15 protein-coding genes and 2 tRNA genes are annotated in these 14,587 nt (G+C 68.1%); 9 read left to right on the top strand and 8 right to left on the bottom strand.

The genetic code is table 11. The features are described from left to right. Positions 1-87: 87 nt before the first annotated feature. On the top strand, positions 88-2,748 hold the full coding sequence (gene metH / locus D8I30_RS11335; RefSeq protein WP_121483507.1) for a methionine synthase: 2,661 nt from the start codon (positions 88-90) through the stop codon (positions 2,746-2,748). On the opposite strand, the gene D8I30_RS11330 is transcribed toward metH, so the two are convergent. From D8I30_RS11330 to D8I30_RS14485, 6 genes are all read right to left on the bottom strand, one after another. After that, positions 2,735-3,772, bottom strand: a complete 1,038-nt coding sequence (locus D8I30_RS11330) for a zinc-dependent alcohol dehydrogenase family protein (protein ID WP_121483506.1) — start codon at positions 3,770-3,772, stop codon at positions 2,735-2,737. The genes metH and D8I30_RS11330 overlap by 14 nt on opposite strands. Before the next feature lie 137 nt (positions 3,773-3,909). Beyond that, a complete protein-coding gene (locus D8I30_RS11325) occupies positions 3,910-4,509 on the bottom strand; it encodes an NAD(P)H-dependent oxidoreductase (RefSeq protein WP_121482841.1) in 600 nt (199 codons plus the stop codon). Between the two features lie 62 nt (positions 4,510-4,571). Beyond that, positions 4,572-6,164, bottom strand: coding sequence for an MBL fold metallo-hydrolase RNA specificity domain-containing protein (locus D8I30_RS11320; RefSeq protein WP_121482840.1), 1,593 nt, complete (start codon positions 6,162-6,164; stop codon positions 4,572-4,574). 107 nt (positions 6,165-6,271) lie between these two features. Next, positions 6,272-7,156 carry an SDR family NAD(P)-dependent oxidoreductase gene (locus tag D8I30_RS11315; RefSeq protein WP_121482839.1) on the bottom strand — a complete coding sequence of 295 codons (885 nt, stop codon included), beginning with the start codon at positions 7,154-7,156 and terminating at the stop codon, positions 6,272-6,274. 273 nt (positions 7,157-7,429) lie between these two features. Then, positions 7,430-7,503: transfer RNA gene (locus D8I30_RS11310), tRNA-Gln, on the bottom strand. Then, complete coding sequence (locus D8I30_RS14485; protein ID WP_162938889.1) at positions 7,489-7,656, bottom strand: hypothetical protein; 168 nt, start codon at positions 7,654-7,656, stop codon at positions 7,489-7,491. The genes D8I30_RS11310 and D8I30_RS14485 overlap by 15 nt, the downstream gene beginning before the upstream one ends. A 59-nt stretch (positions 7,657-7,715) precedes the next feature. Here D8I30_RS14485 and D8I30_RS11305 point away from each other — a divergent pair. The 8 genes from D8I30_RS11305 to D8I30_RS11270 all read left to right on the top strand — a co-directional run bounded on the left by D8I30_RS11305 (position 7,716) and on the right by D8I30_RS11270 (position 13,018). Then, a tRNA-Pro gene (locus tag D8I30_RS11305) sits at positions 7,716-7,792 on the top strand. Between the two features lie 81 nt (positions 7,793-7,873). After that, on the top strand, positions 7,874-8,422 hold the full coding sequence (locus D8I30_RS11300; RefSeq protein WP_121482838.1) for a DUF924 family protein: 549 nt from the start codon (positions 7,874-7,876) through the stop codon (positions 8,420-8,422). 127 nt (positions 8,423-8,549) lie between these two features. Next, the gene (locus tag D8I30_RS11295; RefSeq protein ID WP_240387226.1) at positions 8,550-9,698 is read left to right on the top strand and encodes a hypothetical protein; all 1,149 of its coding nucleotides are present in this window, start codon (positions 8,550-8,552) and stop codon (positions 9,696-9,698) included. Between the two features lie 69 nt (positions 9,699-9,767). Then, entirely contained in the window at positions 9,768-10,715 is a 948-nt protein-coding gene (locus tag D8I30_RS11290) for a CsgG/HfaB family protein (RefSeq protein WP_205570704.1), read from the top strand. Positions 10,716-10,901: 186 nt separating this feature from the next. Continuing rightward, positions 10,902-11,759, top strand: coding sequence for a thymidylate synthase (locus D8I30_RS11285; protein ID WP_121482835.1), 858 nt, complete (start codon positions 10,902-10,904; stop codon positions 11,757-11,759). Between the two features lie 16 nt (positions 11,760-11,775). Continuing rightward, complete coding sequence (locus tag D8I30_RS11280; RefSeq protein WP_121482834.1) at positions 11,776-12,075, top strand: phosphoribosyl-ATP pyrophosphohydrolase; 300 nt, start codon at positions 11,776-11,778, stop codon at positions 12,073-12,075. A gap of 77 nt (positions 12,076-12,152) precedes the next feature. Next, a complete protein-coding gene (locus D8I30_RS11275) occupies positions 12,153-12,680 on the top strand; it encodes a dihydrofolate reductase (protein WP_121482833.1) in 528 nt (175 codons plus the stop codon). A 17-nt stretch (positions 12,681-12,697) separates the two neighbouring features. After that, positions 12,698-13,018: a YbjQ family protein gene (locus tag D8I30_RS11270; protein ID WP_121482832.1), complete on the top strand. Its 321-nt coding sequence runs from the start codon at positions 12,698-12,700 to the stop codon at positions 13,016-13,018. Between the two features lies 1 nt (position 13,019). On the opposite strand, the gene D8I30_RS11265 is transcribed toward D8I30_RS11270, so the two are convergent. Further along, positions 13,020-13,442, bottom strand: a complete 423-nt coding sequence (locus D8I30_RS11265; protein ID WP_121482831.1) for a universal stress protein — start codon at positions 13,440-13,442, stop codon at positions 13,020-13,022. Further along, on the bottom strand, positions 13,439-14,521 hold the full coding sequence (locus D8I30_RS11260; protein ID WP_121482830.1) for an Mrp/NBP35 family ATP-binding protein: 1,083 nt from the start codon (positions 14,519-14,521) through the stop codon (positions 13,439-13,441). Before D8I30_RS11260 ends, D8I30_RS11265 begins: the two co-directional genes overlap by 4 nt. Positions 14,522-14,587 lie beyond the last annotated feature (66 nt).

Below are 14,587 nucleotides of genomic sequence, written 5' to 3'. Positions count from 1 at the left end.
AGCCTGCGGAACCCTACCCCTCATCCGTCATGCTTTGCATGACACCTTCTTCCCCAAGGGGAGAAGGACTGCCTTTGGTGCGTGCTGATGCGTCCTGTCTTCATCAACGTCGGCGAGCGGACCAACGTCACCGGCTCGGCCAAGTTCAAGAAACTGATCATCGCGGGCGACTATCCCGCCGCCCTGTCGGTCGCGCGCCAACAGGTCGAGGCGGGCGCCCAGATCATCGACGTCAACATGGACGAGGGCCTGCTGGACGGTCCCGCCGCCATGCGCACCTTCCTGAACCTGATCGCGGCCGAGCCCGACATCGCGCGAGTGCCGATCATGATCGACTCTTCCAAATGGGAGGTGATCGAGGCGGGCCTGAAGTGCGTGCAGGGCAAGCCGATCGTCAACTCGATCAGCATGAAGGAGGGCGAAGACGCCTTCCGACACCATGCCGTCCAGTGCCTGCGCTACGGCGCCGCTGTCGTGGTCATGGCCTTTGACGAGGTGGGCCAGGCCGACACCGCCGCGCGCAAGATCGAGATCTGCACCCGCGCCTACAACATCTTGGTCAACGAGGTCGGATTCCCGCCCGAGGACATCATCTTCGACCCCAATATCTTCGCCGTGGCGACGGGGATCGAGGAGCACGACAACTACGCCGTCGACTTCATCGAGGCGACGCGGGTCATCAAGGCCACCCTGCCCCACGCCCGCGTCTCGGGCGGGGTGTCGAACGTCTCGTTCAGCTTCCGCGGCAACGAGCCGGTGCGCCGGGCGATCCACAGCGTCTTCCTGTATCACGCGATCAACGCTGGTCTGGACATGGGCATCGTCAACGCCGGCGACCTGCCTGTCTATGACGACATCGACGCCGAACTGCGCGAGGCGGTCGAGGACGTGATCCTCAACCGGCCGCAGCGGACCAACGTGTCCAACACCGAGCGGCTGGTGGACATGGCGCCCCGCTACAAGGGCGAGAAGGGCGCGGCCAAGGTCGTGGACCTGAAATGGCGCGACGCCCCCGTCGCCAAGCGGATCGAACACGCCCTGGTCCACGGCATCACCGACTACATCGTCGAGGACACCGAAGAGGCCCGTCAGGCGTCCGAGCGCCCGCTGCACGTCATCGAAGGGCCGCTGATGGACGGCATGAACGTGGTCGGCGACCTGTTCGGCTCGGGACGGATGTTCCTGCCGCAGGTGGTGAAGTCAGCGCGCGTCATGAAGCAGGCCGTGGCTCACCTCGAACCCTTCATGGAGGCCGAAAAGGCCGGTCAGGAGCGTCAGGCTGCGGGCAAGATCCTGATGGCCACGGTCAAGGGCGACGTCCACGACATCGGCAAGAACATCGTCGGCGTCGTGCTGCAGTGTAACAACTATGAGGTCGTCGACCTGGGCGTCATGGTTCCCGCCGACCGTATTCTGGATGCCGCTATCGAGCACAAGGTCGACATCATCGGCCTGTCGGGCCTGATCACGCCGTCGCTGGACGAAATGACCTTCGTCGCCGCCGAGATGGAGCGGCGCGGCTTCGACATCCCCCTGCTGATCGGGGGCGCAACCACCAGCCGCACCCATACAGCGGTGAAGATCGAACCGGCCTATCGCAAGGGCTCGACCACCTATGTCATCGACGCCAGCCGGGCCGTCGGCGTGGTCTCTGGCCTGCTGTCCCCGACCGACCGGGCGAAGAACGAGGCGGCCACTCGCGACGAATACATCCGCATCCGCGAGCAATACGCCCGTGGGCAAGAGGTGAAGGCCCGCGCCACCATCGAACAGGCGCGCGACAACCGCTGGCGGCCCGACGAGGGCCAGATGCCCGCCCTCGCGCCTTCCTTCCTAGGTGTAAAAGCATTCGACGCCTGGGACCTTCAGGATCTGGCCGACCACATCGACTGGACCCCCTTCTTCGCCAGTTGGGAGCTGATCGGCCGCTATCCGCTGATCCTGGAGGACGAGATCGTCGGCGAGGCGGCGCAGGACCTGTTCCGCGACGCCCAGGCCATGCTGAAGCGCATCGTCGAAGAGAAATGGTTCACGGCCAAGGGCGTCGTCGGTTTCTGGCCCGCCAATGCGCGCGGCGACGACGTGATCGTCTGGACCGACGAGAGCCGCACGACCGAAGCCGCCCGCTTCCACGGTCTGCGCCAGCAGATCAAGAAGTCCAACGGCAAGCCGAACCTGTGCCTGTCCGACTTTGTCGCCGAAGACGGCGCCGACTATCTGGGCGCCTTCGCCGTCACCGCCGGTCACGGCGAGCTGGAAAGAGCCGCCGAGTTCAAGGCGGCGGGCGACGACTACTCCGCCATCATGGCCACGGCCCTGGCCGACCGCCTGGCCGAGGCCTTCGCCGAGCGGCTGCACAAGGAAGTTCGCACCCAGCTGTGGGGCTACGTTCCCGACGAACAGACCTCGGTGCAGGATCTGATCGAAGAGAAGTATCAGGGCATCCGCCCCGCCCCCGGCTATCCGGCCCAGCCCGACCACACGGAAAAGGCCGCGCTGTTCCGTCTGCTGAACGCAGGCGCCAACGCCGGGATGAGCCTGACGGAATCCTTCGCCATGTCGCCGCCCGCCTCGGTCAGCGGCCTCTATTTCGGCCATCCGGGCAGCCACTATTTCGGCGTCGGCAAGATCGACCGCGACCAGGTCGAGGACTACGCCGCCCGCAAGAGCTGGGACGTCGAAACCGCCGAGCGCTGGCTGGCGCCGATTCTCAACTACGACCCCCAGGCAGCCGTCAGGCCCGGATGATCACCTTCAACGCCTTCGTCTCGGCGGCGCGGCCGAACGTGTCGTAGGCGTCAAGAATCTGATCCAGCGTGAAGCGGTGGGTGATCAGCTGGCTGGGGTCGATCCGTCCGGACCCCACTGTCTTGAGAAGCATCGGCGTGGCGGCCGTGTCCACCAGGCGGGTGGTGATGGCGATGTTGCGGGACCACAGGGTTTCAAGGTGGAGATTAACAGCCTTGCCGTGGACGCCGATGTTGGCGATGACCCCGCCCGGCGCGACCAGATCCTCGCACAGCTCGAAGGTCGCGGGGACGCCGACGGCCTCGATAGCCGTGTCGACGCCGCGCCCGCCGGTCAGGGTCAACACGGTCGCAGCCGCCTGCCCATCGCCGCTGTTGATGACATGGGTCGCGCCGAAGCGGTGCGCGACCTCCAGACGGCCGTCGTCGAGATCGATCATGATGACGGCGGCCGGGGAATAGAGCTGCGCCGTCAGCAGGGCGGCCAGGCCGATCGGCCCCGCGCCGACGATGGCCACCGTCGCGCCGGGCGCGACCTTGCCGTTGAGGACGCCGCACTCGAACCCCGTCGGCAGGATGTCGCTGAGCATCACCATGGCCTCCTCGTCCACCCCCTCCGGGATGGGATACAGGCTGGTCTCGGCGTGCGGCGTGCGGACGTATTCGGCCTGCGTCCCGTCGATCGTATTGCCCAGTATCCAGCCGCCCGTGGTGCAGTGGGAATACATGGCGCGGCGGCAGTAGTCGCACTTGCCGCACGACGAGATGCAGGAGATCAGCACCCGGTCCCCGGCCTTGAACGTCGAGACGGCGGGGCCGACCGACTCGATCACCCCCACGCCTTCGTGGCCCAGGATGCGGCCCGGCGCGCAGGTGGGAACGTCGCCCTTGAGAATGTGCAGGTCGGTGCCGCAGATCGTGGTCATCAGCATTTTGACGACGGCGTCGCCGGGGGCCTGGATTTCGGGCTTGGGCCGATCCTCCAGAGTCTTCTGGCCGGGTCCCTTGTAAACGAGCGCCTTCATGATGCGGGCTCCTTCAGCGCGCTGTCGGTTCGCGCCGCGCAGGGCGGCTTGCGGCCGACCCTCGCCCATCTTCGCCCGGATCGACTTGACCGCCGTCAAGTTTCGCAACGCGTGGAGCGTTTTCTCCGCGCCCGCGATCAGCGGTGCGCGCGCGTGATGACGCGGGCCCGCGCGGCCACCTCCTCCGCGTGACGCGCCACCACGTCGTCGCGAATGCCCGAGCCGATGCCGCCGAAATTGTAATGGCCCAGGGATTCCAGCCCGGTCACGGCTGCGAAATGATCGTCGAAATGTTTCCGCATGGCGTCCCATGCGCCCGAGCGTTCGACCCAGTGCTGCGGCGCGCCGGAACTGGTGAAGCTGACCAGCTTGCGCCCCGACAGCAGGGGCTTGTTGCCCTCGCGGCCGAAGGGGGAATAGCCGAATCCCATGCCGAACACGCGCTCGACATAGCCCTTGAGCATGGCCGGCGGCGCGTTGAACCAGAGCGGGTAGAAGAAGGCAAAAAGGTCCGCGTCGCCGATGGCCGCACGCTCGTCGACCACGTCCGCCCTGGGATGGAAGGCTTCATGCCCCGGCAGTTCCTGGGCATGTAGCAAGGGATCGAAGCCCATGCGGTAGAGGTCGCGCAGATCCACTTCGGCGCCCTCCTCGCGCGCAGCGGCGGCATAGGCCTCGGCCATGGCCATGGTGAAGCTGCGGGCCCGTGGATGGGCGACGATGAGCACCTGTTTCATCCGACTTCCTCCAATCCATGCACACCCGTCCGCAGCCGGGGGGCCCCGGCGCCGATCGCGACCTACGCGCGGACCGGCAGGGTCAGCGCCTCCTTCAAACGGGCGATCAGGGCCTCGCGCGTCGCGTCATCCGGGGCGCCCTGGAGCGCCTCATTGAAGGCCCCGAGCAACTCGGCCCGGCTGTTGCGCCAGTCGGGCTTGCCCGCCGCTCCAGGAACCATTCGACGGCTCGCGTCCACGATGGACGCCGCCGTGGCGGTCAGGGCGAAGACCTCATCCAGCGTCGGAGTCAGAAGCTGTCGTTCGTCAAATCCGGCGGCGACCAGTCTCGGTTTCAGGCCTTCACGGGCTTCGGGCTCGCCGTGCACCAGGAACACCTTGCCCGCCACCGGCGCGCGCGCCTTCAGCCAGGCGACCAGCCCGTTGGCGTCGGCGTGGGCGGAATAGGCGTCCATCTGGCGGATGCGCCCATTGACGCGCACGTCATCCCCCTGAATCCGCACCGATCGCCGTCCCTCGAGCAGGACCCGGCCGAGAGTCCCCGCCGCCTGGAATCCCGTGATCAGAACCGTCGTCTCGCGACGCCAGAGCAGTCGCTTCAGATGCCTCCGAATCCGGCCCGCGTCGCACATGCCGCTGCCCGCCAGGATGATGTGCCAATCGCGCAGCCGCTCCAGCCCGTCGCTCTCCTGCGGCCGCATCAGATAGTGGAGCCGGGGCGCACTCCTCAGTTCGAGATAGGGATTCTTGTCGGCCTCGACGTTCCAGCCCCGGCGCAGAAAGACGTCCGTAGCCTCTATGGCCAGCGGGGAATCCAGGAAGATGTCCGTCGCCAGTTCAGGCGCTTCGCGCATCACCGCCAGCAGGTCCAGGATCAGGTCCTGGGCCCGTCCCACGGCGAAGGTCGGCATCAGCAGAGGACCGCCCGCAGCCTTGGCCTGCCGCATCTCCTCGGCCAGGACGTCGCGCCGCGCCTCCGCCGTCAGATCCTGCCGCTCGCGATCGCCGTAGGTGCTCTCCAGGATGACGTGATCGACGCCCACCGGCCCGTCGGGCGTCGGCAGCAGGGGCTGGCGCCCGGACCCCAGGTCGCCCGAGAACAGCAGTCGCACGGGTCCGTCCGCCTGGGTGACGACCACTTCGATCGACGCCGCCCCCAGAAGGTGGCCCGCCGGCCACCATCGCGCCGCCACGCCGGGCAAGGGCTCGATCCGTTCGCCGAACTTGACCGTCCGGAACAATCTCAGCGTGGGCGCGACATCGGCGACCGTATAGATGGGCTCCACCTGATCCAGGCCTCGCCGCTGCTGACGCCGGTTCAGATGGGCGACGTCCCCTTCCTGAATCTCCGCGGCGTCGGCCAGCATGACCTCGCACAGGTCGCGCGTGGCGCGCGTCGCATAGATCGGGTTGCGATAGCCGGCGCGCACCAGCTTGGGCAGCAGGCCGGAGTGATCGATATGGGCATGGGTCAGGAAGACGGCGTCGATCGACGACACGTCGAATGGAAAGGCGTCGTGGTTCAACGCCTTGAGCGACTTCGATCCCTGAAACAATCCGCAGTCGACCAGAAAGCGCGCCTCGCCGGTTTCGACCAGCGCGCAGGACCCGGTGACGCATTCAGCCGCGCCATGGAAGGCAAGGGACAGGCTCATGGAGCGCTTCCGAGCGGATTATCGGCTCATTCTGGCACAGAACCCCCCGGCCGTCATGTCCGCTCCGCCCGGGCCCGCAGCCGCGTCACCGGCCGTCGGGCCGCGCCTTAGCCCGTCACCGGCCCCTTCACGCCCGCCGAGGCCATTTCCTGGGCCGCCTGCTGGAAGCCGTAGTCCGGCACGATGTCGCCGTCGCGGTCCGCAGCCTCGGCCCAGCGCGCGACCAACTGCTCGCCCGCGTCGGCGCCTCCGCCGATGCGCACGCCGCGGGTCAGGGTGATGTTGGCCGTCGCGAAATGGCCCGCGCCCGCGCACAGGATGGCCCGCGTCGGCGCCTCCTCGCCCACCAGGGCCAGAAGACCGGGGCTGACCAGAGCCGGATCCAGCGCCTTCAGCACGTCCTCCGACAGGATGCCCGCCGTCATCTGGGTGGCCGCGGTCGGGGCCAGGGCGTTGACCTTGATGCCGTACTTGGCCCCCTCGATGGCCAGGGTCTGCATCAGCCCGACCTGGGCCAGCTTGGCCGCGCCGTAGTTGGCCTGGCCGAAATTGCCGTAGAGGCCCGACGAGGAGGTGGTCATGACGATGCGGCCGTAATTCTGGGCGCGCATGATCTCCCACACCGCCTTGGAGCAGATGGCCGCGCCCATCAGGTGCACGTCCACGACCAGGCGGAAATCATCCATCGTCATCTTGGCGAAGCTCTTGTCGCGCAGGATGCCGGCGTTGTTCACCAGGACGTCGATCCGGCCCCAGGCCCCCATCGTCGCCTCGACCATGGCCTGGACCGCGTCGACGTCGGTCACCGACCCGGCCGCCGCCATGGCCTGGCCGCCCGCCGCGACGATCTCCTCGACCACGGCCTGCGCCGCCGCCCGGGTCAGGTCGTTGACCACGACCTTGGCGCCCTGGCCGGCCAGATAAAGTGCGTGGCAGCGACCCAGGCCCCCGCCCGCACCGGTGACGATCGCGACCCGATCCTTCAACACCATGGCTGACTCCAAAAACAAAACTGATGGGAATGAACGTCGGGGGCGGCCTGGCCAAGAGCGCCCGCCGGATGCGACTCTCATTGTCGGCCCATCGTGCCTCGCCCCTCGGCGCGCCTCAATAGAGGCGCCACGAACCTCAGGGGCCGCCGGTCGGCATCGCCCACTGAAGACGACCGCGCGCTCGCTGTCGCAAACAACGACCAGCCGATTGACGATGACGGGGATCAAAAACCCATAAGGCGGCGCTGAAGCGCTCAATCCTTTAGGGGACGCTGGCTGGGGAACTAGGACTCGAACCTAGAATGACGGTACCAAAAACCGTAGTGTTACCATTACACCATTCCCCAGCGGTCCGGCGTCTCGCTACGGTGTGCCGCGGCGAGGGCGGTCAGATACGCCAAGGTTTCGGGGGATGCAACACCTGAAAACGAAAGAATTTTCATCGACACGAGACTTTTTTCAGATGGGTCGATTACCCGCTTGCGGGGGGCGGTCGGCATGGCTATAAGCCCCCTCCTCGACGCAGACGGCGGCCCACGGATCGCCTGATTGCGAAAGTCGGAGTGTGGCTCAGTCTGGTAGAGCACCGCGTTCGGGACGCGGGGGTCGCAGGTTCGAATCCTGCCACTCCGACCATCTTTCCTTCCCTGCATTGTCAGAACTAAAGCGACACGGCCCCGGCCGTGCCTTTTCGCGCGTCGCTGCTAGGCTGGCGACATGACGCAACTGCTCCCCCCCTCCGAAATTCTGACCTTCTGGACCGACGCCGGCCCCGACAAGTGGTTCGCCAAGGACGCTGCCTTCGACCGCGCCTTCACTGATCGCTGCTGCGACACCCACTACGCCGCCGCGCGGCGGGAACTGGATCATTGGGCGCAAACGCCGCAGGGCGCTCTGGCTTTGATCATCCTGCTGGACCAACTGCCGCGAAACGCCTTCCGCGACACGGGCCACATGTTCGCGACCGACCCCCTGGCCCTTATGTTCGCTAAGGAGGCGATTCAGCGCGGCGACGACCGCAAGGTCGCGCCGCAACTGCGCCCCTTCGTCCTAATGCCGCTGATGCATTCCGAATCCCTCACGGACCAGGAACTTCTGCTGACCCTGCTGGACGAGGCCGCCGAGCCCGACACCTACAAGTTCGCCCTCATCCACCGGGACATCATCGCCCGCTTCGGCCGCTTCCCGCATCGCAACCCCTGCCTGGGGCGCGAGACCACTCCAGAGGAGGCGGACTTCCTTAAAGCCGGAGGATTTTCAGGCTGATGCCAGGCAAGCTTGGCCGTTGCCGCCATGGCATAATGCGGCTATTTCAGCGCTGAATCATAAACAGCGATCACTTGAAATTATGCCCAACCTTGTCCGTGGTCTGAGCGCCGCAATCGCACTAACCTTGGCGTGCACCTCCCCTGCGGAAGCCCAGCTCTTCGGCCGTCGCGACAACCGCGACAACAATGCAGCCGCGCGCGTGATCAACGAAACGCCGCGCTGCACGCAGAACCTGGGCACGGTGACGATCGCCGACACCCAGGCCGCCCTGTTCAACCAATTGGGCCTTGGCTCGCCGTCGGAACTGCTGCGCTATCTGGTTCGCGAATCCGGCTGCTTCACCCTGATCGAGCGCGGTCCCGGCATGGATGTGGTGGAGCGCGAACGCGGCCTGGGCGGCGCCGGGCGCATCCGCACAGCAGATTTCGTTCTGGTCGCCGAACTGGCCAATCCGATTGACGCCGACAGCAGCGACAGCCGCGGGGGCCTGCTCGGAAGCCTGGCCGCCAACGGCGGGCGCCTGCTGCTTCAAGCCGGCGTCGCCGCCATCACGCAGGGCGAAGGCGCCGAGATGGGCGCCGGCATGGCCCAGATGCTCAACATGGGCGCCAACGCCGCCGGCAATCAGCTGAATGCGGCGCTGAGCAATCGCACCGTCGATTCCATCAAGACGCTGAAGAAGGACATCGCCAAGGGCAAGGAAGACGCCCAGGTCGTCTTCTCCCTGTCCAGCGTGCCCCTGGCCGAGACGGTGGGCTATACTCGCGCCGTCGCCAACAAGGACGACTGGCGTCGCCTGCGTATCCGCGACAACCATTTCGGCGGCCGCGTCGGCGCCGGCTATGAGAGCGAGGACGAAGGCAAGACCCTGGCCCTGGCCCTAGTACGCGGCTACGCCGACCTGGTGACCAGCCTGGGCGGCACCGGCTCCAGCGTTCCGGAGGTCACGCTCGCCAACCGGGAGGCGATCCGCGCCCAGGCAGCCGCCCAAGAGGCTGAAGCCTCGCGCCAGGCCGCCCGCCCCGACCGCGCACGCTCGGAACAGGCCCGGATGGACGAGCCGACGCGGCGCGGCGCCGCTCGTCCGGCTGCGTCCAGCCTGACCCTGATCCGCGCCGCGCTTCTGCGTCGCGCTCCCGGCGGCGACGTCGTCCGCCCTCTGGCCGCCCAAGACGTCGTCTTCCCCACCGGCAAGGAAGACGGTGACTGGATCGAGGTGCTCGACGCCGCTGACAACGTCGGCTGGTTGCAGCGCGACCGCCTGGCCGACTGAAAACCAAACGCCATCGCTGTCGCCGCGACACATGACGACAGAGCCTGAATCCAACAGGAGTTTTTCGCCTTGAATACCCGCATGCTGGCTCCCGCCCTGGCCGCCCTCATGGCCGCCTCGGTCCTGCCGACCGCCTCCGAAGCCCAAGCCCGCCGCAGCAGCGCCCAGCGCACCCAGGACGCCCAGATGGCCCAGATTCCGCGCTGCGTGCGCAGCCTGGGCACGGTCACCCTGGCCGACGGCCAGTCGGACTACTGGCGCGAGCTGCAGCTGTCGCCGCCGCAAAGCCTGCTGCGCGTGGTCATCCAGCGCTCGGGCTGCTTCACCCTGGTGGACCGCGGCACGGGTATGAGCGTCGCCCAGCGCGAGCGTGAACTGGCTTCGGGCGGCGATCTGCAGCGTGGCTCCAACGTCGGCGGCGGCCAGGTGCGCGCGGCCGACTACGTCTTGGTCGGCGAGGTCGCCAGCCAGAACGCCAACTCGGGCGGCAGCGCCCTGGCCGGCCTGGCCGGCGCCGCGATCGGCGGCCGCGCGGGCGCCATCGTCGGCGGACTGCGCACGCGCCGGATGGAAGCCAACACCGTCCTGTCGCTGACCAACGTCCGCACCTCGGAAACCGCGGCCGTGACCGAAGGCTACGCCGCCAAGAGCGATCTGAGCTGGGGCCTGGGCGCCGGCGGCTTCGGCGCGGGCGCGCTGGGCGGCGGCAGCTATGAGAACACCGAGATCGGCCGCATCGTGGCCCAGTCCTTCATCCAGGCCTACACCGACATGGTGACCCAGATGGGCGGGCTGGAAGGCAGTTCGGCGGCTCATGAAGCCCCGGTCCAGACCTACACCGTCCAGCAGGCGTCGACCCTGCGCTCGGCCCCGAACGGCGGCTCGGTCGTGCGCGCCCTGCCCGTGGGCCTGCGCCTCTACCCGACCGGCAACCGCGAGGGCGTCTGGTGGGAGGTCATGGACGACAACGACAACCTGGGCTGGGTCCAGAACGAGCGCCTCGCAGCGGGTCGCTGATCGCAGTTTCACGTTGCTAGGACTAACGCCTGCCGAGACGTTCGGCGGGCGTTTTTCTTTTGCCCCCTCACCCCCGCTCATCCTGGCGTCCGCCGGGATGAGCGGGGATCAGGGACACGACTTTCCTGTGAGCAAGCGAATGGTGCGCCTGCGCCTGCCTGCGAATCAGCGGCATCCTCGTTTCCCATGAACGCCGCCCCCGCCCTCGCCGATCTTGAAGCCCGCACGGCGGCCGCGCCGGCCGACCATCCCGAGTGGCAGTATCTCAACCTGCTGCGGGACATCCTCGACAACGGCGTGCGGCGCGACGACCGCACCGGCACCGGCACGCTGGGCGTCTTCGGCCGCCAGATGCGCTTCGACCTGTCCAAGGGCTTCCCCCTGCTGACGACGAAGAAGCTGCACACGCGGTCGATCTTCATCGAACTGCTGTGGTTCCTGCGCGGCGAGACCAACATCGCCTGGCTGAAGGACAACGGCGTCAGCATCTGGGACGAATGGGCCGATGCGAACGGCGACCTTGGCCCCGTCTATGGCAAGCAGTGGCGCTCCTGGGCCGCCCCGAATGGCCAGAGCATCGACCAGATCAGCAAGCTGGTTCACGGCCTGAAGACCAACCCCAACAGCCGCCGCCACATCGTCAGCGCTTGGAACCCGGCCGACGTGGACGACATGGCCCTGCCGCCCTGTCATTGTCTGTTCCAGTTCTTCGTCGCGGATGGAAAGCTGAGCTGCCAGCTGTATCAACGCTCGGCCGACGTCTTCCTGGGCGTGCCCTTCAACATCGCCTCCTATGCGTTGCTGACGCACATGCTGGCCAAGGTGGTGGGGCTGGAGCCCGGCGACTTCGTCCACACCTTCGGCGACGCTCACCTGTATCTGAACCATCTGGAGCAGGCCGAACTGCAGCTGAGCCGCGCGCCCCTGCCCCTGCCGACCCTGAGCGTGGCGGACAAGGACGATCTGTTCGGCTTCGACCTGTCGGACTTCGTGCTGAACGACTACCAGTCCTGGCCGCACATCAAGGCCGCCGTCGCGGTCTGACCCGGCTCGATCCAGAATGAAACTTTCCGACCTCCAGGCGGACGTCCTCCGCATCTCCGACATCTATGCGCGCGAGCACGCCATCGACCGCGACCGCGACTGGGCCCTGCTGAAGCTGCAGGAGGAGTTGGGCGAACTGACCGCCGAGCACCTGCGCCTGACCGCCCGCGCCCGCGGCGCCGCCGACGCCCAGGCCCTGGCCGACGAGGCGGCCGACGTTCTGGGCATGCTGCTGATCTACTGTGATCGCGCCGGCGTCGATCTGAACGCCGCCATGGAACGCAAGTGGCTGAGGTGGCTTAAGGCCGAGGCTTGAAACTGCTGGAGCCGGACGCCTAACTCCTGCGGACGGGAGCGGCGCCGCGCGGCTCCCGATTCGACCGGAGAACCGCCTTGGCCCTGCCTCACGTCGCCCTCGTCGTCGCCCGCGCCCGCAACGGCGTCATCGGACGGGACGGCGACCTGCCGTGGCGGCTGCGCTCGGATCTGCAGCGGTTCAAGGCCGTGACCATGGGCAAGCCCTGCATCATGGGCCGCAAGACCTGGGAAAGCCTGCCGCTGCGCCCCCTGCCCGGACGCCTGAACATCGTCCTGACCAAGGACGAATCCTACGCCGAGGCGGGCCTGGCCAAGGGCGCCGTGGTCTGTTCGACCCTGGACGAGGCCCTGTCCATCGCTCGCGAACAGGCGGCCGAGGACGGGGTGGACGAGGTCTGCGTCATCGGCGGCACGGCCGTCTTCGCCGCCGCCCTGCCGCGCGCCAAACGACTCTACATCACCGAGGTCGAGGCCGAGCCGGAGGGCGACGCCGTCTTCCCGCCCTTCGACGAAACCGCCTTCGTCCAGACCGCGTTCGAGCCGCATGAGCCGGGCGAGAAGGACGACCACGCCTTCGCCTTCACCGTTTGGGACCGCCGCTGACATTTCAGGAGAGCCGCATGATCGTCGCCACCACCAACGACCTGCCCGGTCATCGCGTCGTGCGCTGCCTGGGCGTGGTGCGCGGCATCACCGTGCGATCGCGCAATCTGGTGTCGGACGCCATCGGCGGCGTACAGTCGATGATCGGCGGCCGGGTCGGCGCCTACGTCAAACTGGCCGAGGCCGCGCGTCAGGAAGCCTATGACGACCTGATCGTTCATGCGCAGGAACTGGGCGCCAACGCCATCCTGGCCATGCGCTACGACGCCAATGAGATCATGCCCGGCGTCACAGAAGTGCTGGCCTACGGCACGGCCGTGGTGGTCGAACCCGCCTGACCTAGCGAGCTATCGTCACGCTGACCGGGGCGCGGGCCGCCACAGCCTGGGCCACCGAGCCCATCAGCCACTCGCCCAGGCCCTTGCGGTCACCCGTGCCGACGACGATGTGGTCGGCGCCCAGTTCGCCCGCCGCCGCGATCAGGGCGTCGGCCGGATCGCGCCCTTGCGTCGCCACGCACTGAACCTCGGCCCCCAGGCGCCGGGCCTCATGCGCGGCCGCCTGCAGCAGGGCGCCCTGCTCCGCATCGGTCCAGCCGCGAATGTCGGGATGACCGCCCCCGGGGCTAAGCGGATTGACGGCGACCAGGGCCAGACGCGCGCCGCGCGCGCGGGCCAGTTCCGCCGCGACGCGGACGGCCGCCGCCGCGTGGCCGCTGCCGTCGACGCCGCAGACGAGGACGAACGGGTTCGTTTCGGTCATGCGTTCTCTCCCTCCAACCCCAGGGCCACGGCCACCCGGTGCGCCACGGCGTCGAAGCGGCGGGCAACGTCGCCTTCAGGCTCGGCCGCGACCAGGGGCCTGCCGGCGTCGCCCGCCCGGCGCAGCGCCCCGTCCAGCGGCAGATCGCCGAGATAGGGAACGCCCAGGCGCGCCGCCTCGGCCTCGGCGCCGCCGGTCCCGAACACCTCGCCGCTCATGTTCTCGACCAGGCCCAGGGTCGGCACGCCGACCTTGTCGAACAGGGTGTGCGCCCGGCGCGCGTCGGCCAGGGCCACCTCCTGCGGGGTCGAGACGATGACGGCGCCGTCCAGCGGCGTCTTCTGGATCAGGGTCAGTTGCACGTCGCCCGTGCCGGGCGGCAGGTCGACCACCAGCACGTCCAGCGGCTGCGCTTCCGTGCCCCAGCGCGTCTGGGTCAGCATCTGGGTGATGGCCTGGGACGCCATCGGCCCGCGCCAGATCATGGCGTCCTCGGCCTTGGTCAGCAGGCCGACCGACATGGCCTTCAGACCATGGGCGACATGAGGAACGATCGCCCCGTCCTCATAGGCGGGCTGGCCCGACAGGCCCAGCATGGTCGGCAGCGACGGGCCGTAAACGTCGGCGTCCAGCACTCCGACCGACAGGCCGCGCGCCGCCAGCGCCGCCGCCAGGTTGACCGAGACCGTGGACTTGCCGACCCCGCCCTTGCCGCTGGCCACGGCCAGGACACGCTTCACATGGGCGGGGCGCTCGGTCGGGACCGGCGCCTTGGGCCGGCCCTGGTCGGTCGCGGCCTTCGACAGGCCGGCGGTGCGGCGCGGCGGCGTCGCCACGGCCTCGGCCGTCAGGACGACCGACACCCGCTCCATGCCCGGCAGGGCCTTCAGCGCGGCCTCGGCCGCGTCGCGCACCGGGGCGTAGAGGGCGGTCTCGTTGGCCGGGACCTCAATCACGAAGCCCGCGCGCCCGTCGGCCACCACCAGGCCCTGGACCAGCCCGGCCGCCGCCAGGCCCTGGCCCGACTTCGGGTCGGTCACGGCGTCGAGGGCGGCGAGAACGGCGGCGCGGTCGGTCACGGGGGAGACTCCTTAAAGGCCCGTCGGACTTGCCGGGCCGGCAGGGTGCGTTCTATCGCCGTATGC

The organism is Brevundimonas naejangsanensis, assembly GCF_003627995.1.
GTDB classification, from domain to species: Bacteria; Pseudomonadota; Alphaproteobacteria; order Caulobacterales; family Caulobacteraceae; genus Brevundimonas; species Brevundimonas naejangsanensis_B.
The sequence above is the reverse complement of the archived record's forward strand: the minus strand, read 5'-3'. Positions and strand labels throughout refer to the sequence as shown.